Genomic DNA, 24,838 nt, shown 5'->3' with positions numbered 1-24,838 from the left:
AGCGTGGGTGAACATGAAGGTCCAGATCTTCGCGGACATCACCGATCCGTGGTCGTACGTCGGGTCGACACGCTTCGAGCGCGCTGCGGCGATGGTGTCGATCCTCACCGGTGAGCCCATGGAGCTGACCCTTCGCGCGTTCCAGCTCGAGCCCGACGAGCCGACCACTGGTCGCCCGCTGATGGAGGCACTCGCCGAGCGGCTCGGTGGACACGACCAGGCGGAGCTCGTCAACGTGCAGGTCATGGCCGGCGCCCGCATCACCGGCATCGACCTCAACTTCGACGAGGCGATCCAGGCCAACTCGTTCGATGCGTGGCGACTGCTGACCTGGGCAGACGAGGACGGTCCCGGCACGCAGCGCGACCTCGCCCATCAGCTCTGGCGCGCGCACTTCCTCGAGGGTGCCGACATCGGCGACCCGTTCGTCCTTGCCACCCGTGCCGCGCTGGTGGGCCTCGATCTCGAGACGGCCGAGGCGTTGCTCGCCAGCACCGAGTACGCCGACGAGGTCCACATGCAGACCGAGACCGGCAAGGGCCTGGGCATCGAGCAGCTTCCGTACGTCGTGGTCGAGAACACCTGGAAGCTCGAAGGCGTGCACTCGCAGAACGACTACGTGCAGGCGCTCAGCCGGATCTATCAGGAGTGGAAGGGCGATGAGTCCGACGTCGGGTGAATCGCTAGGCTCCAACGCATGAGCACACTGATCCTGCTGCGTCACGGGCACAGCGAGTGGAACGCCAAGAACCTCTTCACCGGCTGGGTCGATGTCGACCTCAACGAGCAGGGGCTCGCCGAGGCCGCTCGCGGTGCCGAGCTCCTCGCCGAGGCCGGACTCAACCCCGACGTCTCGCACACCTCGCTGCTGCGTCGCGCGATCCGTACCTCTGAGATCGTACTCAACGGCATCGACCGGCACTGGATCCCCGTACGTCGTTCGTGGCGGCTCAACGAGCGTCACTACGGAGCGCTGCAGGGCAAGGACAAGAAGGCCACGCTCGAGGAGTTCGGCGAGGACCAGTTCATGGAATGGCGGCGTTCGTACGACACCCCGCCGCCGCCGATGCCCGACGACGACGAGTTCAGCCAGGCGTCGGATGCGCGCTATTCAGAGCTTCCCGACGAGCTGCTGCCCCGTACGGAGGCACTGGCGCAGGTGCTGACCAGAATGCTGCCCTACTGGTACGACTCGATCGTCCCTGACCTGATCGCCGGCAAGGTCGTGCTCGTCACGGCGCACGGCAACTCGCTGCGCGCCCTCGTCAAGCACCTCGACGGGCTCGGTGAGGAAGCCGTCGTCAGCCTCAACATCCCGACCGGCATCCCGCTCGTCTACGAGCTCGACGACGACCTCAGGCCGACCGTCAAGGGCGGCACGTACCTCGACCCCCAGGCCGCCGAGGAAGCCATCGCCGCGGTCGCCAACCAAGGCCGCTGAACCCCGCGATTTGTGACCTTCTGGGCGCTTTGCGCCCCGCATGACGCCTGTAAGGCCACAAATCGCGGACGTCTAGGAGTCGTATTTGTACCCAAGACCTCGCACGGTCGTCAGGGTGGACGGGTTGGCGGGGTCGGGCTCGATCTTGGCGCGCAGCCGCTTGACGTGGACATCAAGGGTCTTGGTGTCGCCCACGTAGTCGGCGCCCCACACGCGATCGATCAGCTGCCCACGGGTGAGGACGCGGCCGGGGTTGCGGAGGAAGTACTCGAGGAGCTCGAACTCCTTGAGCGGGAAGCGGGTCACCTCGCCGTCGATCGTCACCAGGTGCCGATCGACGTCCATGCGTACGCGGCCCGACTCGAGCGACGCGTTGTCGTCGATCTCGTCGGCGGTGCCGCGTCGCAGCACCGCGCGGATGCGGGCGACCAGCTCACGCGGCGAGTAGGGCTTGGTGACGTAGTCGTCGGCACCGAGCTCGAGGCCGACGACCTTGTCGACCTCGGTGTCCTTGGCGCTCACCATGATGATCGGCACCGACGAGGTCTGCCGGATCGCGCGGCACACCTCCGTGCCGGAGAGGCCCGGCAGCATCAGGTCGAGCAGCACGATGTCGGCACCGTTGCGGTCGAACTCCGTGAGCGCGTCAGGACCCGTCTCGGCGATGGCGACGTCGAAGCCCTCCTTGCGCAACACGTACGAGAGCGCCTCGCTGTAGCTCGTCTCGTCCTCGACGACCAAGACCTTCGTCACGACTGCTCCTCTTCGAGTTCTTCGTTGTAGGACGGCATCACGAGGGTGAAGGACGAGCCGAGACCCGGCTCGCTCCACACCTCGACGCTGCCACCGTTGCTGGCTGCGACGTGCTTGACGATCGAGAGGCCGAGTCCGGTGCCCCCCGTCGCGCGGGCCCGTGCCGGATCGACGCGGTAGAACCGCTCGAAGATCCGGTCGAGCTCCTCGTTCGGGATGCCGATGCCGTTGTCGGCCACCGTGATCCGTACGTTCTCGTCGACGTGTGTCGCGGTGACCGTGACCCTGGAGCCCTCGGGGCTGTAGGTCACGGCGTTCTCGACCAGGTTGCTGACGGCGGCGTGCAGCTGGGCCCGATCGCCGTGGATGAACAGGTCGGGCTCGACCGTCGCGACGATGTCGATCTCCTTGCGCTCCGCGTCGGTGGCGGAGTGCTCGCACGCCTCCGAGATCAGCTCGCCGACCTTGATCGTCGTGGCGTCGTCGCTGAGCAGGTCGTTCTGCAGCCGGGAGAGGTCGATGATCTGCTGGACGAGCCGGGTCAGGCGCTCGCTCTCGGTGTGCATGCGGCTGGAGAACCGCACGACCGCGTCGGGATCGTCCTTGGCCTCCGCGACGGCCTCGGCGAGGAGGTTGAGTGCGCCGATCGGCGTCTTGAGCTCGTGGCTCACGTTGGCGACGAAGTCGCGGCGCACCGTCTCGACGCGCTGCTCGCGCGTACGGTCGTCGGCCAGCACGAGGATCAATCGCGATCCGAGCGGGGCCACCCGGGCGTGGATGTATGAGGTGGTGCCTCGCTTGGGCTGCAACGAGATGTCGGCCTGGCGCACCTGGCCGTCGCGCCGCACCTGGCGTACGAGGGTCATCAGCTCTTCGGGGTGCAGGCGGCCGTCGTGCACGATGCCCATCGCGTGGGCCGGCGCCGAGGCTTGTACGACGGTGTCTGCCGAGTCGATCAGCACCGTGGATGAAGGCAGCACGGCAAGAACTGCTTCGACACCTGCAGGGATGACGGGCACTGTCTCGACCACCGCATTCTGACGTCGCTCACTGAATCGCCACACGTACGTGATGATGGATCCGACGACAGCACCGATCGCTCCCGCGATCAGCATGCTCGCTCCGATATCCACACCTTGATCGTAGGGTGCCGACGGCAAAGATCTCGTGTTCGGAGGCGTTCGCCGAAACGACCTTCAGACCCTGTTCATGCCGCGTTCACCGGAGGTCGCCGTCCGTTCACTCCGTTTGCCTAAAGTCATGGTCATGCGCGATCAGTACTACGAACAGCTAGATGCCATCGTCGACGACCTGGTGAGCCTCACCGGTTCCGTACGCAAGGCCGTCGCCGAGTCGACCCGTGCGCTGCTGGATGCCGACGGGACCGTCGCCGAAGCAGTCATCGCCGGCGACAAGGACATCGACGAGGCGACCGAGATGATCGAGGAGCGTGCGCTCCTGCTGCTGGCAACCCAGCAGCCGGTCGCCACCGATCTTCGTCAGCTCGTCGCGACACTGCGGATGCTCACCGACCTGCAGCGGATGGGCGACCTGTCCGTCCACGTCGCCAAGGTCGCGCGCCGCCGGATGCCGGACTCGGCCGTGCCGGTCAAGCTGCACCCGACGATCCAGTCGATGGCCGCGGTTGCCGACTCGATGATCGACTCGGCCTCGCGCATCGTCGCCAACCGTGACGTCAAGGCCGCCGCCGAGCTCGAGGCCGAGGACGACGAGATGGACAAGCTCCGCCGTGAGCTGCTCCGCTCGGTGCTGAACGTCGAGTGGCAGCACGGTGTCGAGCCGGCCATCGACCTCGCCCTGCTGGGTCGCTACTACGAGCGCATCGGCGATCACGCCGTGTCGATGGCGCGTCGCGTCGTCTACCTGGTCACCGGCCAGGGCCAGCTCACCTGAGCCTCAGCCCCGAACGACGGTGAAGACCCCTTCGACGTCGCCGGACTCGAACGGGATCGTCACGGTGATCTTCTCGCCGATCGTCAGATCCTTCGCATCGAAGTAGTCAGCATCACCCTCGCCCTCGGTGTATGGGGGATAGCCGATCGTCGCAACCTTGCCGGGCTCGGTGCAGATGCCGTAGGGCCCTCCCGTGGCAGTTTGATGTTGATAATCAACGCGCCTGCCGTCGTCTGCGACAGCCTTGGTAGGAATCTCGTACGCGCAGTCGTGGATGTCACTGATGACCTTGCCGTCGAGGTACGCCTTCCTCTGCCCGGGGATCACGAAGATCTTGCCGTCCTCGATGGTGATTGCCGTATTGGCCTGTGCGCCGAGGACCGAGTCGAATGTCGGCGTACGCGTCACGACTGGGACGTCAACGGTCACGTTGAGCTCGGCGAGGAGCTCGTCTTCAGGTTGTTCCTCCTCGGTGAGCCCGAAGCCCAGCGTGAGCGTCACACGGGTGCCAGGTGCGGGTGCAGGCGCCAACCGAATCTGTGTCTTGTCTCCAAGGTCGCCGATGGTTCCAGCCTTTTCCGGCGGGTAGACCGTGCGTGGGTCGAAGAATCGCACGCGGATGTCGTCCAGCTCGTTCCCCTTCGTGCTCGCATAGGGGACATATGACAGCTGGTAGGAGTCTTTGGTGGTGTTGATGACCTTTGCCGACAGGGTCGCCGAGCCGTCGGGGTTCAACACGAACACGGCGTCACGGACCTCGACCGTGCCGGGCGCCGGCGGAGGTGGTGGCGTCTCGCGACCGCACGACGCAGTGATCAGGGCTACCAGGGTGACGACGGCCAAGCCCCGGATGTGCATGGGGCTGACGCTATTCCGCGGCTGTCTCGGTCGCGGCGGGCTCGGTCGGCAGCAGCTCGGCGCCGGGGACGTTGTCGTACTCGGCCGTGCGCGCGACGACCGGCGCCTCGATCGTGACGGGCGACGCACCTTCGAAGTCGAACGTGACCTTGACGTAGTAGCCGACCTTGGCGCCGTCGGCGATCCGGAAGTTGGCGTTGTCCGCGGTGGTGCCCAGCGAGGTCAGCTTGCCTTTGGGGAGGACGAAGCGTGAGCGGAGGCCGCGTACCTGCAGCTCCTTGCCGTCGAGCGTCGTGACCGTGACGGAGGAGAGCGCGTCCTCGTCGCCGGTGTTGTTGACCAAGCCGGCCGAGATCGTGGCCGAGCCGTCCTCGTTGGCGACGGCCAGCGCGTTGAGCACGTCGACTTCACCGTGGACGTTGGCACCGACGGCAGCCTGGTACTGCTGGTTGGTCTGTGCGTCGAAGCCGCGGGTGCAGGCGCCGAGCGTCAGGAGGGCGGTGGCCGCCATGGTTGCGGCTGCGAGGCGACGTCGTACGGAGCTCACCGGTGGCCTGCTTTCAGTCGGGCAAAAGTCGTCGCGCCGATCGTATCGGAGCACCCCGGAACGGGTGACTTTGACCTCCGGCTACGGCGTCTGCTACGGGGTCCATATCAAGAATCGAGCCCGAGCGGTGTCGGCGACGCATGTTATCCTTGTCACCTAGGAAAGGTACGTTCTCTATGACTTTTACTGTCGGCGAAACCGTTGTTTATCCCAACCACGGGGCTGCAGTCATCGAAGACATCGAAACCCGACAGATCAAGGGCGAGGACCACGACTACCTGGTTCTCCGCATTGTTTCCCAGACTGACCTGATCGTCCGCGTCCCGGCCCGCAACGTCGACCTGGTCGGCGTCCGCGACGTCGTCGACCTGGCCGGTCTGGAGCGCGTCTTCGACGTTCTCCGTGCCGAGCACGTCGAGGAGCCGACCAACTGGTCGCGCCGCTACAAGGCCAACCTCGAGAAGCTCCACTCCGGTGACGTGCTCAAGGTGGCCGAGGTCGTACGCGACCTGTGGCGCCGCGACCACGAGCGCGGACTGTCCGCCGGTGAGAAGCGCATGCTGGCCAAGGCTCGTCAGATCCTGGTCTCCGAGCTCGCCCTTGCCGAGAAGACCAACGAGGACAAGGCCGAGATCCGTCTCGACGAGGTACTCGCTTCCTGAGCTGACCACAAGTCGTACAAAGCCCCCGCATCTGCCGCGGGGGCTTTGTCGTCGTCAGACCTCGAACAGCAGGGCGGTCGCGATCGCGGCGATACCCTCGCCGCGCCCCGTCAGGCCGAGCCCGTCGGTCGTCGTCGCTGACAGCGAGACGGCAGCACCGAGTGCCGCGCCGAGCGTCTCCTCGGCCTGCTCGCGGCGTTCGGAGATCCTGGGCCGGTTGCCGATCGCCTGGACCGACACGTTGCCGATGCTCCAACCGGCGGCTCGTACGCGCAGCGCCGTCTCGCGCAGGAACTCGACGCCGGCGGCGTTGGCCCACTCGGGCTCGCCGGTGCCGAAGTGGCTGCCGATGTCGCCGAGCCCGGCAGCGCTGAGCACCGCGTCGACGATCGCGTGGGCGACACAGTCGCCGTCGGAATGGCCTTCGAGACCGGACTCCTCGCCGGGCCACTCAAGGCCGGCGAGCCACAGGGTGCGCCCGGGCACGAGCCGGTGGACGTCGGTGCCTATGCCGATGCGCGGAGATGTCACAGGTTGATCATGCCGTACGCCACGCAGGTCGGTGAGGTGCGAGCGATGATGGATCCGTGACTCGACGCCAAGGCTTTGTCAGCGGTGTGATCGCTGCCGCTGCAGCCGTGGCCGTGAGCGAGGCTCTCGCCGCCGTCATCAACCTGCGGGAGTCGCCCGTGCTGGCCCTCGGCCAGACCGTCATCAAGCTGACCCCGGGCGGTGTCGCCGAGGGCATCATCGGCGTCGTCGGGACGAACGACAAACCGCTCGCCGTCGCGTCCGTGCTGCTCGCGATCGCGCTTCTCGGCGGCCTGGCCGGCAACTGGTGGACCCGCCGCCGGCCTTGGTCGATCGCGCTGATCTGTCTCCTTGTCGTGGCGGCGTCCGGGGCGGTGATCGCACGCCCGTACGCGTACGTCGGGGGCGTGGTCGTGTGCGTCGTCGCCGGGAGCGTCGTGGCGGTCGTGATCGAGCTGCTGACACGTGCGACGGCCGAGCCAGACGCGGGACGGCGGACGTTCCTCCGCACCACCGGCATGGTCGTGGCAGCCACCGTCGTGGTCGGCGGAGCCGGTGAGCTGCTGGGCTCACGCCGCCGTCGGCGCCAGGAGATCGAGCGGGCGCGGGCGGCGCTGAAGCTGCCGACACGCGGCGTTGCCGTACCGTCCGGCGTCGACCTCGGGGTCAAGGACCAGCCACCGTGGCTGACACCGAACGACGAGTTCTATCGGATCGACACCGCGCTGTCGCCGCCGCTGATCGACCCGTACGAGTGGGAGCTGCGCATCCACGGGATGGTCGACCGGGAGATGACGCTGACCTATCAGGATCTCCTCGACCGTGGACTGAAGGACGCGTGGATCACGCTCTGCTGCGTGTCCAACGAGGTCGGCGGCGATCTGATCGGCAACACGACGTGGAGCGGCGTACCGATCAAGGACATCCTCGACGAGGTCGGCATCAAGCCCGGTGCGGATGCATTGCTGTCGACGTCGGAGGACGGCTGGACCTGTGGCACCCCGCTCGCAGCGCTGACGGACGGACGTGACGCCCTGCTGGCGCTGACGATGAACGGTGAGCCGCTGCCGGTGCCGCACGGGTTTCCCGTACGCCAGGTGGTGCCGGGCCTGTACGGCTACGTCTCCGCGACGAAGTGGGTGACCGACTGGGAGGTCACCCGGTTCGAGGACTTCGAGGCCTACTGGACCCAGCGCGGCTGGGGCCGCCTCGGCCCGGTCAAGACCGAGGCGCGCATCGACGTGCCCCGCAGTGCGGCCGAGGCCGGCAAGGTGACCGTCGCGGGGGTCGCCTGGCAGCAGCACGTCGGCATCAGCGGTGTGGAGGTTCGTATCGATGGCGGCTCCTGGCAGCCGGCGACGCTGGCGAAGGTGCCCAACGTCGACACCTGGGTGCAGTGGACCTGGCAGTGGGACGCCGACACGGGCGACCACACGATCGAGGCGCGGGCCACCAACAGCGCGGGTGTGCCGCAGACCCACGAGGTCGCCGACGTGCTCCCCGACGGCGCCACCGGCTACCCGGGCATCAGGGTGACGATCACCTAGCCCCGCGATTTGTGACCTTCTGAGCGCTTCCGGAAGAAGATGACGCCTTGAGAGTCACAAATCGCGGCGTCGGGTACGCGGGTTCGGAGCCGATAGGGTTGGCACCGTGACTTTTCAGCTGTTCGACACCGCCACGCGTCAGGTTCACGAGCTGGATCTCGTGCATCCGGGTCAGGTCTCGATCTATCACTGCGGGCTGACGGTCCAGGGTCCACCGCACATCGGGCACATCCGCAAGGAGGTCGTGTTCGACGTCCTGCGTCGCTGGCTCGAGCATTCGGGCCTGGAGGTCACGATCGTCGCCAATGTCACCGACATCGATGACAAGATCCTCGCCAAGGGTGTCGAGCAGAACCGTCCCTGGTTCGCCGTCGCGTACGAGAACGAGCGCGCGCTGCACGCCGCATACGAAGTTCTCGGTTGTGTGCCGCCGACATACGAGCCCCGCGCCACCGGTGTCGTGCCCGAGATGATCGAGATGATGCAGACGCTGATCGAGCGCGGCCACGCCTACGCGGCCGAGGATGGATCGGGCGACGTCTACTTCGACGTGCGGTCGTGGCCGGCGTACGGCGAGCTGTCCAACCAGAAGATCGACGACATGCAGGCCGCCGAAGACGCCCCGCCGGAGGGCAAGCGCGACGCTCGCGACTTCGCCCTCTGGAAGGGCCACAAGGCGGGCGACCCCGAGTCGGCCTCCTGGCCGACACCGTGGGGTCGCGGACGTCCGGGCTGGCACCTGGAGTGCTCGGCGATGGCGGCGAAGTACCTCGGTCATGAGTTCGACATCCACGGCGGCGGACTCGACCTGCGGTTCCCGCACCACGAGAACGAGCTGGCCCAGTCGACCGCGGCCGGCCAGAAGTTCGCCCGCGTCTGGATGCACAACGCGATGCTCAACCTCTCGGGCTCCAAGATGAGCAAGTCGGTCGGCAACACCTTGCTGGTCAGCGAGGTCGTCAAGCGGGTGCGCCCGATCGACTTGCGCTATTACCTCGCGGCGTCGCACTACCGCTCGATCGTCGAGTTCTCCGAGGAGTCGTTGGCCGAGGCAGCGACGGCGTTCGCCCGGATCGAGGGCTTCGTACGCCGCGCCGCCGAGCTGGTCGGTCCCGGCGAGCTCGGTGAGGTGCCGGCAGCGTTCGCCGCTGCCATGGACGACGACCTTGGCGTACCCGCCGCTCTCGCCGCCCTGCAGTCGGTGATCGCCGAGGGCAACAAGCTCGTCAGCGGTGGTGACACCTCGTCGCTGCCGGGCGTCCTGGCCGCCGTACGAGGCATGCTCGACGTCCTCGGTTTGGATCCGCTGGCCTCCACGTGGGATCGTGGAGGTGACGATGCGGCGTACGCGCAGGTGATCGACTCCCTCGTGGGCGGGCTGCTCGAGCAGCGCCAGGAGGCGCGGGCCAACAAGGATTTTGCTGCCGCGGACCGGGTTCGCGACCAGCTCACGGCTGCCGGCATCGAGATCGAGGACACGCCGCAGGGTGCGCGCTGGTCCGTGAAGGGTGACTGACATGCCGGGCAACAGCAAGCGTCGAGGCGCGATCAAGAAGACCGGCAAGGGCAACCCCACTGCCGGATCGGGTGGCCGTCGTCGCCAGGGGCTCGAGGGCAAGGGCCCGACCCCGCGCGCCGAGGACCGACCCAACCACAAGATCTACAAGATGAAGAACGCGACCCAGAAGCGTGAGGCTGCTCGGCCCAAGCGCAAGCAGGGAGATGCCGCCGAGTGGGTCGCCGGACGCAATCCCGTCGTCGAGCTGCTCCGCGCGACCGTGCCGATCCACGCGCTCTACGTCGCCGAGGGCACCGAGCGCGACGACCGCATCCGCGAGATCTTCAAGCTCGCCGCCGAGCAGCACATCAGCCTGCTGGAGATCGGCCGCATCGAGCTCGACAAGCTCACGGGTGGCGCCGTTCACCAGGGCATCGCGGCCAAGCTCAATGCGTACGAGTACGCCGACCCGGCGATCTTTGCCCGCAACGCCGCCGAGCTGGGGGAGCCCGCACTGATCGTGATGCTTGACGGCGTGACCGATCCCCGCAACCTCGGTGCCGTCATCCGCTCCGCTGCCGGCTTCGGCGCGCACGGCGTGGTCATCCCCGAGCGTCGCGCGGCGCACATCACGGCGTCCGCGTGGAAGACGTCAGCCGGCGCCGCGGCGCGCGTGCCCGTCGCCCGCGTCACCAACCTGACGCGTCAGCTCAAGGCGTTCCAGGACGAGGGCATGATGGTCATCGGCCTGGCCGCCGACGGCGAGGTCAACCTCCCCGACTCGCAGATGATCGACGGCCCCGTCGTCGTGGTCATCGGCAGCGAGGGCAAGGGCCTGTCGCGGCTCGTCTCCGAGACGTGCGACGAGCTGGTGTCGATCCCGATGTCGACCGGCCTCGAGTCGCTCAACGCGGGAGTCGCCGCGGGCATCGCGCTCTACGCGGTCGCGCAGGCCCGCGCCTAGCGTTCTTCCGCGGCCTTTTCCTGCTCGATCGCGAGGGTCATCTTCTTCAGCAGCTTGTTGAGGGCGGCCAGCTCGCTCGGAGTGAGGACGCTCGCAACGTCGGTCTCGGCGGACCCTCGCAGGGCCATTGCTTCGCGCCAGATTCGTAGGCCTTCGCGAGTGGCTTCGACCTCGACCCGCCTGCGATCGCCGGCTCCGGGCTTCCGTTTGAGCCAGCCCTTCTTCTCCATGCTCTCCAGCCGACCGGTCACGCCGGCGTTGGACACGCCCATCGACTGGGCGAGCTCGCCGGGCGAGGCGAGGCCCGGTGTGTCGCGGATCATCAGCGAGTGCAGCGTCTCGTACTCGAAGTCCTCCAGCCCGACCTGTGCGACGGCGTCCTTCGTGGTGGCCTTGAACCATTTGCTGATGGTTCCGATGCGGACGGTCATCGCCTCGATGTCGTCGTCGATCCCCTCTTCGAGCACCCAGTGGTCGCGCCAACGCTCGACATGAAGATCCGCCTCGTCCTTCGTCATGGAGCCATCCTACAGATGTTTCGTTGACGAATATTTCGCTAGCGAATAACATTACAGAATGAGTGCAGCCGACCACCCTCTTCGCCATGCGTCGTTCCGCTGGTTGGTGACCGGCACCACGACCAACCTGCTCGGCAGCGGTATCGCGATGGTCGCGCTCGCCTTCGCCGTGCTGGACCTCGACGGCGACGCCACCGATCTCGGAGTCGTCATCGGCTGCTACGCCCTGGCCGAGGTGGGTGCCATTCTCTTCGGCGGCGTTCTGGGCGATCGACTACCCCGCAACGTGATGCTGCAGGGCTCCGCGGCGTCGGCGGCCGTGGTCCAGGGAGTGGTCGCGTACTCGCTGATCGGTGGCTGGTCGACCATTCCGCTCCTTGCAGTGCTGGGCGCGCTGAACGGTGCCCTCAGCGCCCTCGGTGGGCCGAGCTCTTCGGCGATCACTCAGCAAACAGTCCCTGCAGGACTGCTGCAACAGGCAATCTCGTGGAGGCGGATCAGCCAGAACATTGCACTGATCGTCGGCAATGGCGTGGCCGGGCTCTTGGTCGTCCTGGTGGGCAGCGGATGGGCGCTTGCCATCGACGCCCTGACCTTCGCCGCGGCCGGAGTGTGCTTCTCTCGGGTGTCGGTCGTTCCGTTGCCGGCACCCGCGCGTACGGGACTCTTGCGGGACGTGGCCGCAGGATTTCGTGAGGTGCGGCGACACACCTGGCTGTGGCTGCTGATCCTCCAGGCACTGCTCTACCACCTCTTCTACGGCGGGGCCCAGAGCGTGCTCGGCCCCATCGTCGTGAGCGATTCGCTCGGTCGACCTGCGTGGGGTTGGGCTCTGTCGGCGATGATGCTCGGCTTCGTGACCGGTGGCCTCGTCACGTTGCGCTGGCGGCCCAAGAACGCCCTGTTCGTCGGTACGTGCTTCCTCGCCCTCACGGCAGCCTTCCCGTTGGCGATGGCCATGTCCGACTCGCTTGCAGTCGTCCTGGTCGGCGCCTGGCTCCACGGCTTCGGGCTGGAGATCTTCAGCGTTGGCTGGGACCTGTCGATCCAGGAGCAGGTCGAGCCCGACAAGCTGGCGCGGGTCTACTCGTTCGACATGATCGGCTCGTACATCGCTCGGCCGGTGGGGTTGGTGATGACCGGTCCGATCGCCGCACTGGCCGGCAATCGGGCTTGGCTGACGGTCGTCGGAGCCGTGATAGTTGGCAGCGTGCTGGTTGCGCTGACGTCAAAGGACGTACGCGCACTCGAACGCAAGCAAGCCGATCCGGAGCCCGTGAGGCAACCGGCCTGAACGATCGCGCAGGCCCGCGCCTAGGACGCCGGCCCGGCGAGCCTCAGTCGGTCCAGCCTCCCGGTGGGTGAGCCACGTTCTTGCCTGAACCGCTGGACGGCAGCCACGTCGTGTTGCCGGCGTACGTCCCGTCGGCACCGTTGGCCAACGTGACGAGCGGGATGGCCAGGATGCTCATCCGGCAGTTGACCTTGCCCGCCGCATCCGTCGTCGCGGTGCACACCGTCGCGCCCGCCGCCTTGAACACGATCGGCTGTCCCGCGAGGGGCTGGGCCGGCGATCCGCCGGTCAGCGTCGCCCGCAGCGTTCCGATGTAGAAGCTGGCCTGCGGATCGGTGTCGGGTGCGCTCGACTTGAGGTAGACCGGGGCCACCGCGAGGTTGGTCGCACCCTTGACCGTCTTGATCGTCAGCGTCTTGGTCGCCGTGGCTGCTGGGTTCGCGCCGTCGGTGACCTTGACGGTGAACGTCGACGACACGCCAACCGTGCCGGTGGCCGAACCGGTGATCGTGCCGTTGGAGTTGAGCGTCAGACCGGTCGGGAGCGCGCCGCTCGTCAGGGTGAACGTGTACGTCGGCAGGCCGCCGATGATGCTCACGTTCGACGTGTAGCTCGTCTTGTACGGCGCATCCGGCAGCGTCGTCGAGGTGATCGCCAGGTGCGGGATCACCTCGAGCGTCAGGTGGATGACCGAGTCGGGAGCGACGCCGTTGCTCGACGTCACCGTGATCGTGTACTGGCCGGCGGACGCCGACGTCGGGGTGCCGCCCAGTGTCGCGGTGCCGTTGTCGTGGTCGACGAACGTCACGCCGTCGGGCAGGGTGCCGGTCGCGGTGATGTCGGCGACCGGGTAGCCCTCACTGGAGAAGATGACCTCGCCGTAGACGCCCGCCGACAGGTGCGCGTCCGACGGGCCGACAAGCACGGGTGCCTGCTTGACCGTCACGTGCACGTCCTTGGTGGCGGGGGACCCGACACCGTTGGCGGCCTTGACCGTGGCGTCGTACTCGCCGCCCGTGCCCGGTGCCGGGGTGCCGGTGATCTTGGCAGTGCCGTTGCCACTGAGTGTCAGCCCATCGGGCAGGCCGGTGGCGGTCAGGTCCGGCTTCGGGAAACCGGTCGTGGTGAACGACGCGGAGCTGCCGGCCGTGCCGACCGTGAAGGTCGACGAGGTGGGTCCGTCCACGCTCGGCGCCTCGTTGATCGTGAGCGCGAACGGCCAGGTCGCCGGGGGCGGGGTGCCGTTGTCGCCGGTGATCGTGACGTCGTACTGTCCGCCGGTGCCGTTGTCCGGCGTGCCGGCGATCGAGCCCTTGCCGCCGACGTCGGGCGTGAACGTGAGACCACCGGGCAGGGCGCTCGACGTGAGGTCGGCGTCGGGGTAGCCCTCGGACTGGGTGAACAGGTCGGGTCCACCGGCCTGGCCGACGGTGTAGGTCGACGCCATCGGTCCGGTGAGCTTGGGCGCCTGGTGCAGCTTGAGGTCGAAGCTCTTGGTGTCGGTGCCGGCTTCGTTGGTCGCCTTGACCGTGATGGTGAAGACGCCGCCGGGTCCGGTCGTCGGGTGGCCCGCGAGCGTCGCCGTACCGTCGCCGTTGTCGTGGAACGTGACGCCGGTCGGCAGCGTTCCGGTGTACGTCAGCGCCGCCTGCGGCGTGCCGGTGGTCGTGAAGCTGACCGGTGCGCCGTCGCTGTTCAGCGTGTAGTCGGCGCTCGCCGGGCCGCTGATGACCGGGGCGACCTGGGCGACCTCGACCGCGCCGATGTCGCACCTGGCGCCCTTGGGGCGGACGGTGTCGCGCTGGTCCTTGTCGCCTGCGGCGCACAGCGTGACGGCCGCGCCGGTGACGGCGTCGTTGAGCCCGGTCGCAGTGGCTGCGGGAATGCGGTCCAGTGCGGGGCTGGCCGGTCCGGGCAGCATCGTCTTGGTCTCGCCACCGTTGTCTGCGAGCAGTCCGAGCAGCGGTGCCGCGGCAACGTCGTCCTTGGCCGGTGTGAAGCCACAGCTGGTGTCCCCGGCGTCGCTGAGGTTGCGGCCACCGTCGGCGAGCGCGGCCGAGCACTCGGGCCCGGTGTTGCCGGACACGATCGAACCGGCAATGGCGACAGGCGGTGAGCTGGTGAAGAACGAGCCGGAGGCCGTGCCCGTCGCCGAGTTGCCGGTGATCGTGCTGTTGGTGATCGTCGCGGGGTGCAGCAGCTCGAGAGCGCCGACCGCAGCCGTGTTGGTGTTGGCGGTGATCGTCGAGTTGTCGATCGACGCCGTGTTGGTTGCTCCGGCCCCGGACGAGTAGGTCAGGATCGCGGCTCCACCGAACGCCTCGTTGCCCGAGATCGTGCTGGTCCGCACCTTGAGCTTGGTGACCGCGTTGGCCGTGCCGGAGCCGCTGTAAATGCCTGCACCGATCCCGGTGACGCCGGTCGTGTGCGCGGCCACGTTGTCACGGATCGTCGCATGGGACACCGTCGTGTTGCCGCTGCTGAGGATCGCGCCGCCGCCGAGGTTCGATGCGGTGTTGCCGATGAAGTCGGTTCCGTCGAATGTTGCGGTTGCTCCGTCGCCGACCAGGGCGCCGCCGCCGCCGATGCCGCTGTTGCCGTTGACGTGACCGCCGGTGGCCGTCAGCGTGGCGCCCTTGATCGTGATCACGCCACCACCTCCATTGGCCGCGGTGTTGTCGTCGACCGAGACGGCGTCGAGCGTCATGGTCGGGGCGTCGGTGGCCAGGGTGGAGCCGTTGTAGAGACCGCCGCCCTGGAACGAGCCGTTGTTGCCGCTGACGCTGGAGTCGCGGACCGTCAGGGAGCCGCTGTTGAACACGGCGCCGCCCGCGACGGCTGCGTTGTCGTCGATCGCCGAGCCGTTGCGGATCGTCGTCGTGACGCCGGCGCCGAGGCCCAGGCCGCCGCCGTACACCGCCGAGGTGTTGCCGGTGACGTCGGTGTTGTCGAGAACCACGGTGCTGAACGTGCTGGCGGACGGGCGTACGACGTTGATGCCGCCGCCGATCCCCAGGCTGCCGTTGGTCGCCTGGTTGCTCGTGATCGCGCTGTTCGTGAGCGATGTGTCGCTGCTGGCGTAGATGCCGCCGCCGACCTGCGCGACGTTGCCCGAGACCGTGAGCCCGGTGGCAGCGAACGGGCTCGGTGCCGCGATGGCACCGCCGGCGGACGCGTTCGTGACGCCGCCACCCTTGATCTCGGTGTTGGTGATCGTCATCGCCGGGACGGCGGGTGCACTGCCGCCGTGGTAGATCGCGCCACCCCACCCCCCGACGTTGCCGGTGCCGGTTGCCCGGTTGCCGCTGAAGCTGGCGCCGTCGATCGTCGTGGTGCCGGACGTGAGGATCGCGCCTCCCAGACCAGCGGCCGCGAAGGCGGCGCCGGACGCGAGGTTGCCGTTGAGCGTCGTGCCGTTGACCTTCAGCACGCCGGCCACGGCACTCGCGGTCTTGCCGGCGACGTACACGCCACCGCCCCAGCCCTGTAGCTGCGCGCCCGCGGTGACGGTGTTGTTGCTGATCGATCCTCCGTTGACCGTGACGTCGCCGACATTCGCGACGGCCACGCCTCCGCCGAACAGGGCGGTGTTGTGGTGGGTGCTGACGTTGGTCAGCGTCGTCGGCGCGATGGAATAGACGCCACCGCCGCTCGACGTCGAGGCGTTGTTGGCGATGGATCCTCCGTCGACGGTCAACGTGCCTCCGGCGGCGACCAGGCCGGCGCCGAGTGCTCCGGTGTTGCCGGTGACCGCGACGTTGGTCAGCTTGGTGGTGCCGAGGTTGTAGAGGCCTCCACCGCCGATCGTCGCGGTGGTGTTGTTGGTGATCGAGCCGCCGATCATGTTGAAGGTCGCGGGGGCATACACGATCACACCTGCTCCCGCGGTGCTCCGATTGGCCGTGATGGTGACGTCCTGCGCGGTCAGGGTGCCGGCCTGGACCCGGATTCCGCCGCCGAACGTCGAGTTGTTCAGACCGTTCCTGATGGTCAGGTTGGTGAGCGAGACGGGCACGTTGTTCGCCATCGAGATGGTCGATCCGGCGGCGTTGCCGTCGAGGATCACCGTGCCGGTGCCGACGACGTTGGCGCCCTTCGTCGTGAACGCGGTCAGCCCGACGTACGTGCCCGCGGCGACGTTGATCGTGTCGCCCGACGCGAAGCCTGCCTTGGCGATCACGGTGGAGATCGAGTTGCACGGCGAACCGCTGGTCCCGCACGAGGCGGCACTGCTGCCGCCCTGCACAACGAACCAGGTCGTGGCTGCTGATGCCGGCGATGTCACGGTCAAGCCGGTGGCGGCTGCGAGCGTGAGAGCGAGAGCGATGAAGGGGGCACGGCGTGTGGGCATGACAAGCTCCTGGGGCCGAAAGCTGGGAGTGGGAGTTCGGCTCTCGGCACCCTAGTGACGCGCGTCACGTCGTGGCGCCGAACAGCAGGAAACCACCCGTTAGGACTATGACAGTCCCGCTGACACGATCAGCCCAGGACGCGGTCGAGGTAGTCGTTGCTGAACGTCCGCTGCGGATCCAGCTGATCGCGGATCGCGACGAAGTCGTTGAACTTCGCATAGCGCTGCGCGAAGTAGGACGAGTCGAGCGTGTGGATCTTGCCCCAGTGCGGGCGACCCTCGTACGCGGTGAAGATGTCCTGGGCTGCGGCGAAGTACTGCTGGTAGTCGCTCCGTACGTACTGGTGCACCGCGACGTAGACGTTGTCGCGCTCGTGGCCCGTCGACATCCACACGTCGTCGGCGGCGGTGAATCGCACTTCGATCGGGAACGAGATGCGCTCGTGCCCGGCGTCGAACCACGTCTTCAGCTCGCCGAGCACGTCGGGCAGCGCCTCGCGGGGCATGGCGAACTCGGACTCGCGGAACCGTACGGTCCGCGGCGAGACGAACACGTTGTAGGAGTCGTCGACGTACTCACGGGCACTCAGCATCGACGCCGCGATGTTGTTGACGCGTGGGATCCAGCTGCGCTTCCTGGCCACGACCCGGTTGATGCCCTCGAACGCCGTGTTGCTGAGGAACTCGTCGTCGAGCCAGTGCCGGAACCTGCCGACCGGCTTGCGCTCGGTGCCCTCGGGCACGCGGTTGTTGCGCTTGATCAGCGCCTTCTCGGTGTGCGGGAACCAGTAGAACTCGAAGTGGTCGTTGTCGCCGACCAGAGTGTCGATGCGGTCGAGCGCCTCCGGCAGCGCCATCGGCTCCTCACGGGCGTGCAGCAGGAACGCGGGCACGCACTGCAAGGTGACCTCGGTGATGATGCCGAGTGCGCCGAGCGTGACGCGCGAGGCGCCGAACCAGGCGTGCGACTCGTCGATCTCGAGCACCTCGCCGTCGCCGGTGACGAGCTGTACGGCGACGACCGTCTTGGAGATGCCGTGGAGCTTGTCGCCGGTGCCGTGCGTGCCGGTGGAGACGGCGCCTGCGACGGACTGCGGGTCGACGTCGCCGAGGTTGGGCAGCGCGAGGCCCATGGCGTTGAGCTGGGGGTTGAGCTCGTGCAGCGAGATCCCGGCCTGCACGCGTACGCGGCTCGTCGCGGTGTCATGGCCGATGATCTCGTTCATCCGGTCGAGCTTGAGCAGGATGCCGTCGGTCGCCGCGATGGCGGTGAACGAGTGGCTGGCGCCGACGGCCTTGATCGTGATGCCTGCGGCGGCCGCCTCACGTACGAGCGCCGACACCTCGGCCGTCGACGCGGGATGGGCGACGCGCTCAGGGTGCGTCTCGACGCTGCGGCCCCAGTTGTGCCATGTCTCAGCCAAAGTTCTGTCCTTCACCGCGATAGGTCGGTACGCGCTCGACGCTGCCGTCTTCGGCGACGATGGCGATCTCGTTGAACCGCTCACACATCTCGCCGGCCTTGGCGTAGCGCATCACGACGCGGTCCCCGATGCTCAGGTCACGGGCGGCGCTGCCCTTGACCGGGCTCTGCACCTCGCCGGCGCCCTCGGTGCCTATGGCCTTGAGGCCCGCGGGCCAGGTCGGCGTCGGCTGGCGGTTCTTGTTGGTCGCACCTGAGGCGATGTAGCCCCCGGCAAACAGCGTGGCGATGTCGGGCGTGGGCTTGCGCACGACCGAGAGCACGAAGTACGCAGCCGGTCGCGCCTCGAACGCGTCGTAGCCGTCGAACAGTGTCGGCACGAAGAGCCCGGAGCCTGCGGTGAGCTCGGTGATCGCCGGGTCGGCGCCTGTCACCTCGAGGCTGCCGGTGCCGCCGGCGTTGATGATCTCGAGCTTGGCGTGCTCGCTGACGGCGGCGATCACGGCGCTGCGGCGTTCGAGCAGATCGGCGTTGGAGCGCTTCTTGACGAGTCGTACGGCCGCCGAGGTGTCGGGTAGCCCCGCGATCTGTGCGTCGTAGAACATCAGCCCGACCAGGTCGAAGCCCGTGCGCCCCTCGATGGCCTTGGCGAGCACGCTGGCATCGCCGACGTCGTGGACGGGGGAGCGGCGTACGCCGAGGTGCGCCGGGCCGATCTTGAGGGATGCATCGACGTCGATGGCGACCCTGATCGACGGGTGATCGACGCCGAGGATGCTGTCGATGTGGTCGAGCGACTCCACACTGTCGACCATGACCGTGATCGCGGCTCGGCGCTTGTCGTCCTTGACGAGATCCTTCAGCGCCGAGGCGCTGGTCGTCGGGTAGGCCAGCAGGACGTCGTCGATGCCGTTGTCGACGAGCCAGTTGGACTCGGCGAGCGAGTAGGACATGACGCCGGCGAACCCGTCGCGGGCCAGGGTCCGGTCGATGATCGAGCGCACGCGTACCGACTTGGAGGCGACGCGGATCGGCACGCCGGCAGCTCGCCGTACGAGATCATCGGCGTTGGCCCACAGCGCGGGATCGTCGACAACCGCAAAGGGAGTGTCGAGATCAGCGGTGGCCTTGAGGAGTCTGTCGAACGGTTCGGCGTTGTTGGGGAGTGGCACCCAGCCAGTATGCCGCGCAGGTGGCTCGCGACCTCCATCACGATGGTCACCTGACCGCATGAAGACGAGCTGTCGGACCCGGTGTCACGACGCCCTGGGTGGGAACCCGCCTGCCTTCTGCAAAGCACTCGGCAGGACCTCGCCCAGCAGCTGTTCGAGCTCATCAGCGATCGCGATGGTGGGCTCGATGCGCATGGTCTGGCTGATGCCTGAGCGGTCGAGCAGGTAGATCAGATCTTCGGTCGCGATGTTGCCGGTTGCCCTGGGTGCGAACGGGCAGCCCCCGATTCCGCCGACGCTGGCGTCGAGGGCCGAAGCGCCGACTCGCACGGCTTCATGGGCGTTGGCGATGCCGGTGTGTCGGGTGTCGTGGAAGTGGAACCGTAGAGGCACCTCTCCCATGACCTGTTTGCTCCGCATGTACAGGTCAGCCACCTGGCTCGGCACACCGACACCGATCGTGTCGGCCAAGCACACCTCGTCGGCACCGGCCGCGTGCGCCGCTCCGACCACGTTGATCACCGCGTCGGGTGGGACTTCACCCTCGAAGGGACAACCGAAAGCCGTCGCGACGGTGAGCGTGGTGAAGACACCGGCCTCACGGGCCGTCGCGACAACCTCGACTGCCTCCCGTACGGCGTCCTGGGTGCTCATGTTCTGGTTGCGTCGACTGAAGGTGTCGCTCGCGCAGACGACGACGTTGATCTCATCCATCTCTGCTGCGAGTGCCCGGTCGAGCCCGCGACGATTCACGACAAGTCCGCTGTAGGAGACACCGTCGATCCGGTCGATCCCGGCCATGACGGCTTCCGCGTCGGCCATAGCCGGAACCCACTTCGGGTGCACGAACGAGACGGCCTCGATACGTTGTGCGCCTGCGTCGGCGAGCTGGCCGGCAAGCCGGATCTTGTCGGCCGTCGAGAGCATGACGGACTCGTTCTGCAGCCCGTCTCGCAGCGAGACCTCGACGATCTGGACAGCCGTCATACGGACGGCTCCGCCGGATCGCGCAACGACGCCAGCCACTCGCGCACCTCGGTGTCGTGTGCACCGTGTTCGGACCCACCCCATCGGACGGATCCGGGGTTCTTGCTGAGCCTGGGTGTCACAGCCTGCATCGGAACGGACCCCAGGATGTCGTCGGGAACGTCGACGATGCTGTTGCGAGCCTTGAAGTGCTCATCGGCCAACATGTCGCGAGCGACATAGATGCGACCGACCGGCACCGAGTGCTCATCCAGTGCGTTGAGCACGTCTTCGGTCGACAGGGAACGCGTCCACTTCTCGACCTCGACATCGAGCTCGGCCTGTCTCGCACCGCGTGCAATGTGGGTGGCGTACTCGTCGGATGCTGCGAGCTCAGGGCGACCCATTGCGGCGGCAAGTCGGCCGAACACGGAGTCCTGGTTCGCGGCGATCAGCAGCAGCTCGCCGTCGGCGGTCTCGTATACATTGCTCGGTGCGACGCCTGGGAGGATCGCGCCCGAGCGTTCGTGGGTTATTCCACCGATGGCGTAGTCGGACACCAGGGCCTCGGTCATCGCGAGCACGGACTCGTAGATCGACACGTCAACGACCTGCCCGACCGACGTGGTGTCGCGCGCCCGGAGAGCGGCAAGCGTACCGATGGCCGCGTGGACCCCGGCCAGCATGTCTCCGAGCGAGACACCAAAGCGACTTGGCGCACGATCGGGGTCGCCCACCAGGTACCGCAGCCCGCCCATCGCCTCGCCGATCGAACCGTATCCGGCGCGGGATGAATAGGGTCCGTCCTGGCCGTATCCGCTGACCCGAGTGAGCACGATCTTTGGATTCGCCTCGGAAAGGACCTCGTAGCCGAGCCCGAAACGCTCGAGCGTCCCAGGCCGAAAGTTCTCCACGACGACGTCCGCCTGGCGTACGAGCTCCAGCACGAAGTCACGTCCGTCCGGAGTGCGAAGGTCAGCTGTCACGCAGCGCTTGCCGCGGGCTATGACGTTCCACGAGAGTGACTTCTCGTCGTGGACCACGCCCCACGACCGCATGGGGTCTCCGACGTCCGGCTGCTCGACCTTGATGACATCGGCACCGAGGTCGGCAAGCAGCTGGCAGCAGAACGGCCCCGCGATGAGCTGTCCCAGCTCGATGACGCGGAGGGATGATAGGGCTGGCGCGGATTCGGGATTGGTCACGTGAACGCTTCTCTTGATGGGTGATTGCATACAATATGCGGCCATTCGCTCCTGAAATCAAGAGAGCTTCCCCGCCAGCCCGATTTATATTGGATACGACAATCGAGGAGCCAGTCATGGCGCGAGCAGCTGAGACCGCGTACGCGGTGATCCGCGCTGGAATACTTTCCGGCGAGTTCGAGCGCGGAGAACGGCTTCGCGAAGAGGAGCTGGCAGTCAAGGTCGGAGTCTCGCGTACCCCCGTACGCGAAGCGCTTCGCCGTCTGGACGCCGAGGGCTTGGTGCAGTTCCAGCCGAATCGTGGAGCTCGGGTGTCCGCTCGCTCGGCCCAGGAGCTGGAGGACCTGTACGACCTGCGCGCGATGCTCGAGGGCTATGGCGCGCGGCTGGCCGCGTCACGCGCCAGCGATGCTGAAATCAGCGAGCTGGCAGACCTCGCCGTGCGGATGGAGGCCGTGACGAAGAGCGCGTCATTCGATGTCGACGAGCTGACTCGTCTCAATGGAGAGTTCCATTGGTCGATTGTCCGAGCTTCGAGGAACTCGCAGCTGGATGCCCTGATTCGGGGAGTCATCGACGTTCCGCTCGCGCATCACACGTTCGAGCGATACGAACCGGAGCGACTCCAAGCCAGCCACTCCCATCACCGTGAGCTCGTCTCGGCCCTGCAGGCCCACGACGGTCAGTGGGCAGAGGCGGTCATGAGATCGCACATCCTTGCAGCACGCACCACTGTCCTGAACTCGCTGCAAGGCCATTCAGATCCAGGAACTGCCAGGGTCGCGTCAGGGAAGGATCCTCAAGCCTCCTGAGCGGAGGGTCAGAGGTTTGCGACGTGGATGCGCACCGCACCGTACTCGTCGCTCCAGCCCTTCGTTCTGGCGTAGGAGATCATGGACGAGAACCTGTCCCGCCAGTCTGGATCGTCAGCGACATCGCCGGCGAGCTCGAGGAGGATGTGTGGGCCGATCGCCACGTGTGCGGAGTCGACCCATCGACCCCATGGCCCTATCGCTGCATCCTGAGGTCCGATGATCTCCAGGGAGAGTGACGTGAAGTCATCGAGCTCGTCAATCGTTGCGACGCCTCTCTCTGCCTGAATCTTCATGACTCGGAACCACCTGCAGTTGCACGGAACAGCGGCTCATCGCGCGGTGGCGCCGCGCCGCCGATGAGGCGCGTCGCCTCCGCGGAGCACGTCGTCAGTCGATCGATGACGCCCCGAACACTGCTTATGTCGTGAGCGAAACCGAAAGCGGTGATGGCCAGCACGACATGACCGTCCTCGTCGAAGACTGGCGCGGTGATGAGCCGAACCGATCGAAGGATGTCGTCGGACAGCACTGGCGGGTCGAATTCGAGTCTCGCGATCAGTGCGTTGAGCTCCTCGGGTGTGACCGTGCCAGGCTGGACCGCCAGCTTCTCCAGTGCCATGGCGAATCTGCGCTGTCCTTCGCTGATCAACCCGACCGAATATCCGCGCTCGCGAATCCCGGCCAACGTGGCGCGTTCAGCCTCTTGCACCTCGGGTGTGAATCCCGCCAACCACCCGTCGATGGATGCGGCACCGCTCCACGCTCGAAAGATCGACGGCCCGGGCGGACGGAAAGGCAGCTCCTGTCCCACCAGTGTCGTGGGCTCGGGTTCGTCGCGTACGGCAGGCGGGTCGAATCGACCGATCACGACGACTCGATCCCGAATGCTGGTCGTGATGAGGCACCGTAATCCGCTGTCTGGGAGGGTCTGGAGCACGGGTCGGACGATGTCGAGATAGCGCAGCTGGCTGGTCAGGACGCCCTCCATGTCGGACGCCGTGAAGTTCAGGGGGGAGAAGCTGCCGTACCCGCCACGAAGGAACAGCAGCGGCAACTTGGGACTTTCGATCTGCAGGTCGGTGACAGTGGCCAGCACGATGTAGTGGTCGCCCGCCTCCTGCACCGACGTTGGTACGCAGTCCATCCAGGCAACGACGCCCTCGATGACGGGAGCGCCCGAGGGAGCGGACTGAATTGCGACGCCGTCGAATCGCTCATGTGTCGGGGCCGACGCGAATTGCCGGCACACCTGCTCCTGATCTGCTGCCAGCACGTTGATGCACAAAGAAGTGGCGCCGGAGAACTCCGGCCAGGTCTGGGATGTGTTGCTTGGATAGAACGCGACCATCGGCGGGTTCAGTGACACCGATGTGAACGAGCTGACGACCATGCCCAGCTGATCCCCACCCGCGCCGATGGCGGTGACGATGCACACGCCACTCGGGTACTGACCGAGGACCTCGCGGAACCATTGGGGGTCGGTCGCCGACCCATCAATCTTCGACGCCGTCACAGGGGGTCCTCGGGCACCGCGCGAAGCGGCGACTCGGCCTGCGGCCGGAGCTCGCGTGCTTCCCGTAGTCCGATCGCATCGGCCCACAGCGCGGTCAGGTGGTCGACGGCTGACGCGGGATCCATGGGTTCAGCCGGCGGATCGAAGATGAACGCGTCGTAGCAATAGGCACTCACCATGAGGCTCATGGCCCGTGCCATCTCCTCGGGAATCAGGTCCGGGCGTACGTAACCGTCCCTGACTCCGCGCTCGAGGGTCCGCGCGAATGAGCGACGGAACTGCGCGACCAGGTCGCGGCGCAGGTTGGCGAGCCGGGCATCCGCATGGCTCGCGTTTTCCCACAGCTCGAAGAACGCGCGGTTCTCCCACTGCATCGTGACGATTGCGTTGATGGCTCGGCGCAGTCCCAGCCGACCCGTCGCGGGGTCCCAGAAGTCGGCGCCTCGACCGAGCATGCGCAGGGCGCGCTCGCCGGCGAGGGTCGACACGATGTCGTTGCGATCAGCGAAGTACTGATAGACCGTGCCCTGACTGACTCCAGCGCTCTCGGCGATGTCGTTGAGTGACACCGAGAGGTAACCCTTCTCGGAGAACAGGTCCTGGGCGATGCGCAGCAGTTTTTCGCGAGTTCGCAGCGCCCGCGGCCCGACGGGGGTCTCGCGCCCGTCCTGACGACGTACGGCGACGCGCAGGTCTCGCTCTGCCTGTTCGAGTCGGTGGTCGGGGATCGTCGGCGACTCGGGGATCGGGGGCGACTTGTCATACGGATGTCTTGCCATGGATCTCGCCTCAATCGGTTGTCGACAACCGCACGATACCGGTCGTTGAGGCCCGGAGAGTAGGCCTAATCTGAATAACTTCAGAAT

23 protein-coding genes are annotated in these 24,838 nt (G+C 67.0%); 9 read left to right on the top strand and 14 right to left on the bottom strand.

Features of this window, described 5'->3' with window-relative positions; all coding sequences use genetic code 11:
* Positions 1-13 precede the first annotated feature (13 nt).
* Entirely contained in the window at positions 14-679 is a 666-nt protein-coding gene (locus ABD683_RS04875; protein ID WP_344767832.1) for a DsbA family oxidoreductase, read from the top strand.
* 18 nt (positions 680-697) lie between these two features.
* Positions 698-1,441 (top strand): phosphoglyceromutase, encoded by a 744-nt coding sequence (locus ABD683_RS04870; RefSeq protein ID WP_344767830.1) that lies wholly within the window; start codon positions 698-700, stop codon positions 1,439-1,441.
* Positions 1,442-1,513: 72 nt separating this feature from the next.
* Here ABD683_RS04870 and ABD683_RS04865 read toward each other — a convergent pair whose 3' ends face one another.
* Both ABD683_RS04865 and ABD683_RS04860 read right to left on the bottom strand, forming a co-directional pair.
* Complete coding sequence (locus ABD683_RS04865) at positions 1,514-2,194, bottom strand: response regulator (protein WP_344767828.1); 681 nt, start codon at positions 2,192-2,194, stop codon at positions 1,514-1,516.
* Entirely contained in the window at positions 2,191-3,327 is a 1,137-nt protein-coding gene (locus ABD683_RS04860) for a sensor histidine kinase (protein WP_344767827.1), read from the bottom strand. The genes ABD683_RS04865 and ABD683_RS04860 overlap by 4 nt, the downstream gene beginning before the upstream one ends.
* A 133-nt stretch (positions 3,328-3,460) precedes the next feature.
* Between ABD683_RS04860 and phoU the strand changes: the two genes are divergently transcribed.
* Positions 3,461-4,108 carry a phosphate signaling complex protein PhoU gene (gene phoU / locus ABD683_RS04855; protein ID WP_344767825.1) on the top strand — a complete coding sequence of 216 codons (648 nt, stop codon included), beginning with the start codon at positions 3,461-3,463 and terminating at the stop codon, positions 4,106-4,108.
* A 3-nt stretch (positions 4,109-4,111) separates the two neighbouring features.
* On the opposite strand, the gene ABD683_RS04850 is transcribed toward phoU, so the two are convergent.
* Positions 4,112-4,966, bottom strand: a complete 855-nt coding sequence (locus ABD683_RS04850; RefSeq protein ID WP_344767823.1) for a hypothetical protein — start codon at positions 4,964-4,966, stop codon at positions 4,112-4,114.
* 10 nt (positions 4,967-4,976) lie between these two features.
* Positions 4,977-5,513 (bottom strand): hypothetical protein, encoded by a 537-nt coding sequence (locus ABD683_RS04845; RefSeq protein ID WP_344767821.1) that lies wholly within the window; start codon positions 5,511-5,513, stop codon positions 4,977-4,979.
* Positions 5,514-5,689: 176 nt separating this feature from the next.
* On the opposite strand from ABD683_RS04845, the gene ABD683_RS04840 reads away from it, so the two are divergent.
* Positions 5,690-6,175 carry a CarD family transcriptional regulator gene (locus tag ABD683_RS04840; protein ID WP_309967052.1) on the top strand — a complete coding sequence of 162 codons (486 nt, stop codon included), beginning with the start codon at positions 5,690-5,692 and terminating at the stop codon, positions 6,173-6,175.
* A 54-nt stretch (positions 6,176-6,229) separates the two neighbouring features.
* On the opposite strand, the gene ispF is transcribed toward ABD683_RS04840, so the two are convergent.
* Complete coding sequence (gene ispF / locus ABD683_RS04835; RefSeq protein WP_344767818.1) at positions 6,230-6,706, bottom strand: 2-C-methyl-D-erythritol 2,4-cyclodiphosphate synthase; 477 nt, start codon at positions 6,704-6,706, stop codon at positions 6,230-6,232.
* A gap of 56 nt (positions 6,707-6,762) precedes the next feature.
* Here ispF and ABD683_RS04830 point away from each other — a divergent pair, with 56 nt between their 5' ends.
* The 3 genes from ABD683_RS04830 (at position 6,763) to rlmB (ending at position 10,715) form a co-directional block, all read left to right on the top strand.
* On the top strand, positions 6,763-8,253 hold the full coding sequence (locus ABD683_RS04830) for a molybdopterin-dependent oxidoreductase (protein WP_344767816.1): 1,491 nt from the start codon (positions 6,763-6,765) through the stop codon (positions 8,251-8,253).
* A gap of 106 nt (positions 8,254-8,359) precedes the next feature.
* Positions 8,360-9,769, top strand: coding sequence for a cysteine--tRNA ligase (gene cysS, locus ABD683_RS04825; protein ID WP_344767814.1), 1,410 nt, complete (start codon positions 8,360-8,362; stop codon positions 9,767-9,769).
* A gap of 1 nt (position 9,770) precedes the next feature.
* On the top strand, positions 9,771-10,715 hold the full coding sequence (gene rlmB / locus ABD683_RS04820; protein WP_344767812.1) for a 23S rRNA (guanosine(2251)-2'-O)-methyltransferase RlmB: 945 nt from the start codon (positions 9,771-9,773) through the stop codon (positions 10,713-10,715).
* Here rlmB and ABD683_RS04815 read toward each other — a convergent pair.
* The gene (locus ABD683_RS04815; protein ID WP_344767811.1) at positions 10,712-11,233 is read right to left on the bottom strand and encodes a MarR family winged helix-turn-helix transcriptional regulator; all 522 of its coding nucleotides are present in this window, start codon (positions 11,231-11,233) and stop codon (positions 10,712-10,714) included. The genes rlmB and ABD683_RS04815 overlap by 4 nt on opposite strands.
* Positions 11,234-11,291: 58 nt before the next feature.
* Here ABD683_RS04815 and ABD683_RS04810 point away from each other — a divergent pair, with 58 nt between their 5' ends.
* A complete protein-coding gene (locus tag ABD683_RS04810) occupies positions 11,292-12,527 on the top strand; it encodes an MFS transporter (protein ID WP_344767809.1) in 1,236 nt (411 codons plus the stop codon).
* Positions 12,528-12,570: 43 nt separating this feature from the next.
* On the opposite strand, the gene ABD683_RS04805 is transcribed toward ABD683_RS04810, so the two are convergent.
* From ABD683_RS04805 to ABD683_RS04785, 5 genes are all read right to left on the bottom strand, one after another.
* A complete protein-coding gene (locus tag ABD683_RS04805) occupies positions 12,571-16,878 on the bottom strand; it encodes a beta strand repeat-containing protein (RefSeq protein WP_344767807.1) in 4,308 nt (1,435 codons plus the stop codon).
* A gap of 128 nt (positions 16,879-17,006) precedes the next feature.
* Positions 17,007-18,302: a D-arabinono-1,4-lactone oxidase gene (locus tag ABD683_RS04800; protein ID WP_344767806.1), complete on the bottom strand. Its 1,296-nt coding sequence runs from the start codon at positions 18,300-18,302 to the stop codon at positions 17,007-17,009.
* A complete protein-coding gene (locus ABD683_RS04795) occupies positions 18,295-19,473 on the bottom strand; it encodes an amino acid deaminase/aldolase (protein ID WP_344767804.1) in 1,179 nt (392 codons plus the stop codon). Before ABD683_RS04795 ends, ABD683_RS04800 begins: the two co-directional genes overlap by 8 nt.
* Before the next feature lie 84 nt (positions 19,474-19,557).
* Positions 19,558-20,460: a hydroxymethylglutaryl-CoA lyase gene (locus tag ABD683_RS04790; RefSeq protein WP_344767802.1), complete on the bottom strand. Its 903-nt coding sequence runs from the start codon at positions 20,458-20,460 to the stop codon at positions 19,558-19,560.
* Entirely contained in the window at positions 20,457-21,644 is a 1,188-nt protein-coding gene (locus ABD683_RS04785; protein WP_344767800.1) for a CaiB/BaiF CoA transferase family protein, read from the bottom strand. The genes ABD683_RS04790 and ABD683_RS04785 overlap by 4 nt, the downstream gene beginning before the upstream one ends.
* A gap of 116 nt (positions 21,645-21,760) precedes the next feature.
* On the opposite strand from ABD683_RS04785, the gene ABD683_RS04780 reads away from it, so the two are divergent.
* Positions 21,761-22,456 (top strand): GntR family transcriptional regulator, encoded by a 696-nt coding sequence (locus ABD683_RS04780; protein ID WP_344767798.1) that lies wholly within the window; start codon positions 21,761-21,763, stop codon positions 22,454-22,456.
* 8 nt (positions 22,457-22,464) lie between these two features.
* Here the strand turns inward: ABD683_RS04780 and ABD683_RS04775 are convergent, their stop codons facing one another.
* From ABD683_RS04775 to ABD683_RS04765, 3 genes are read right to left on the bottom strand one after another with little or no spacing between them, the layout of a single operon-like run.
* Positions 22,465-22,752, bottom strand: a complete 288-nt coding sequence (locus ABD683_RS04775) for a hypothetical protein (protein WP_344767796.1) — start codon at positions 22,750-22,752, stop codon at positions 22,465-22,467.
* Positions 22,749-23,972, bottom strand: a complete 1,224-nt coding sequence (locus tag ABD683_RS04770) for a flavin reductase (protein ID WP_344767794.1) — start codon at positions 23,970-23,972, stop codon at positions 22,749-22,751. The genes ABD683_RS04775 and ABD683_RS04770 overlap by 4 nt, the downstream gene beginning before the upstream one ends.
* Positions 23,969-24,751, bottom strand: coding sequence for a TetR/AcrR family transcriptional regulator (locus ABD683_RS04765; RefSeq protein WP_344767792.1), 783 nt, complete (start codon positions 24,749-24,751; stop codon positions 23,969-23,971). The genes ABD683_RS04770 and ABD683_RS04765 overlap by 4 nt, the downstream gene beginning before the upstream one ends.
* Positions 24,752-24,838 lie beyond the last annotated feature (87 nt).

Source organism: Aeromicrobium panaciterrae (genome assembly GCF_039537165.1).
GTDB lineage: Bacteria > Actinomycetota > Actinomycetes > Propionibacteriales > Nocardioidaceae > Aeromicrobium > Aeromicrobium panaciterrae.
The sequence above is the reverse complement of the archived record's forward strand: the minus strand, read 5'-3'. Positions and strand labels throughout refer to the sequence as shown.

Coding starts and splice junctions, on each gene's coding strand:
- ABD683_RS04875 (WP_344767832.1), top strand. CDS start 14: ATGAAGGTCCAGATCTTCGCGGACATCACCGATCCGTGGTCGTACGTC.
- ABD683_RS04870 (WP_344767830.1), top strand. CDS start 698: ATGAGCACACTGATCCTGCTGCGTCACGGGCACAGCGAGTGGAACGCC.
- phoU (WP_344767825.1), top strand. CDS start 3,461: ATGCGCGATCAGTACTACGAACAGCTAGATGCCATCGTCGACGACCTG.
- ABD683_RS04850 (WP_344767823.1), bottom strand. CDS start 4,966: ATGCACATCCGGGGCTTGGCCGTCGTCACCCTGGTAGCCCTGATCACT.
- ABD683_RS04840 (WP_309967052.1), top strand. CDS start 5,690: ATGACTTTTACTGTCGGCGAAACCGTTGTTTATCCCAACCACGGGGCT.
- rlmB (WP_344767812.1), top strand. CDS start 9,771: ATGCCGGGCAACAGCAAGCGTCGAGGCGCGATCAAGAAGACCGGCAAG.
- ABD683_RS04815 (WP_344767811.1), bottom strand. CDS start 11,233: ATGACGAAGGACGAGGCGGATCTTCATGTCGAGCGTTGGCGCGACCAC.
- ABD683_RS04810 (WP_344767809.1), top strand. CDS start 11,292: ATGAGTGCAGCCGACCACCCTCTTCGCCATGCGTCGTTCCGCTGGTTG.
- ABD683_RS04805 (WP_344767807.1), bottom strand. CDS start 16,878: ATGCCCACACGCCGTGCCCCCTTCATCGCTCTCGCTCTCACGCTCGCA.
- ABD683_RS04790 (WP_344767802.1), bottom strand. CDS start 20,460: ATGACGGCTGTCCAGATCGTCGAGGTCTCGCTGCGAGACGGGCTGCAG.
- ABD683_RS04780 (WP_344767798.1), top strand. CDS start 21,761: ATGGCGCGAGCAGCTGAGACCGCGTACGCGGTGATCCGCGCTGGAATA.
- ABD683_RS04775 (WP_344767796.1), bottom strand. CDS start 22,752: ATGAAGATTCAGGCAGAGAGAGGCGTCGCAACGATTGACGAGCTCGAT.
- ABD683_RS04765 (WP_344767792.1), bottom strand. CDS start 24,751: ATGGCAAGACATCCGTATGACAAGTCGCCCCCGATCCCCGAGTCGCCG.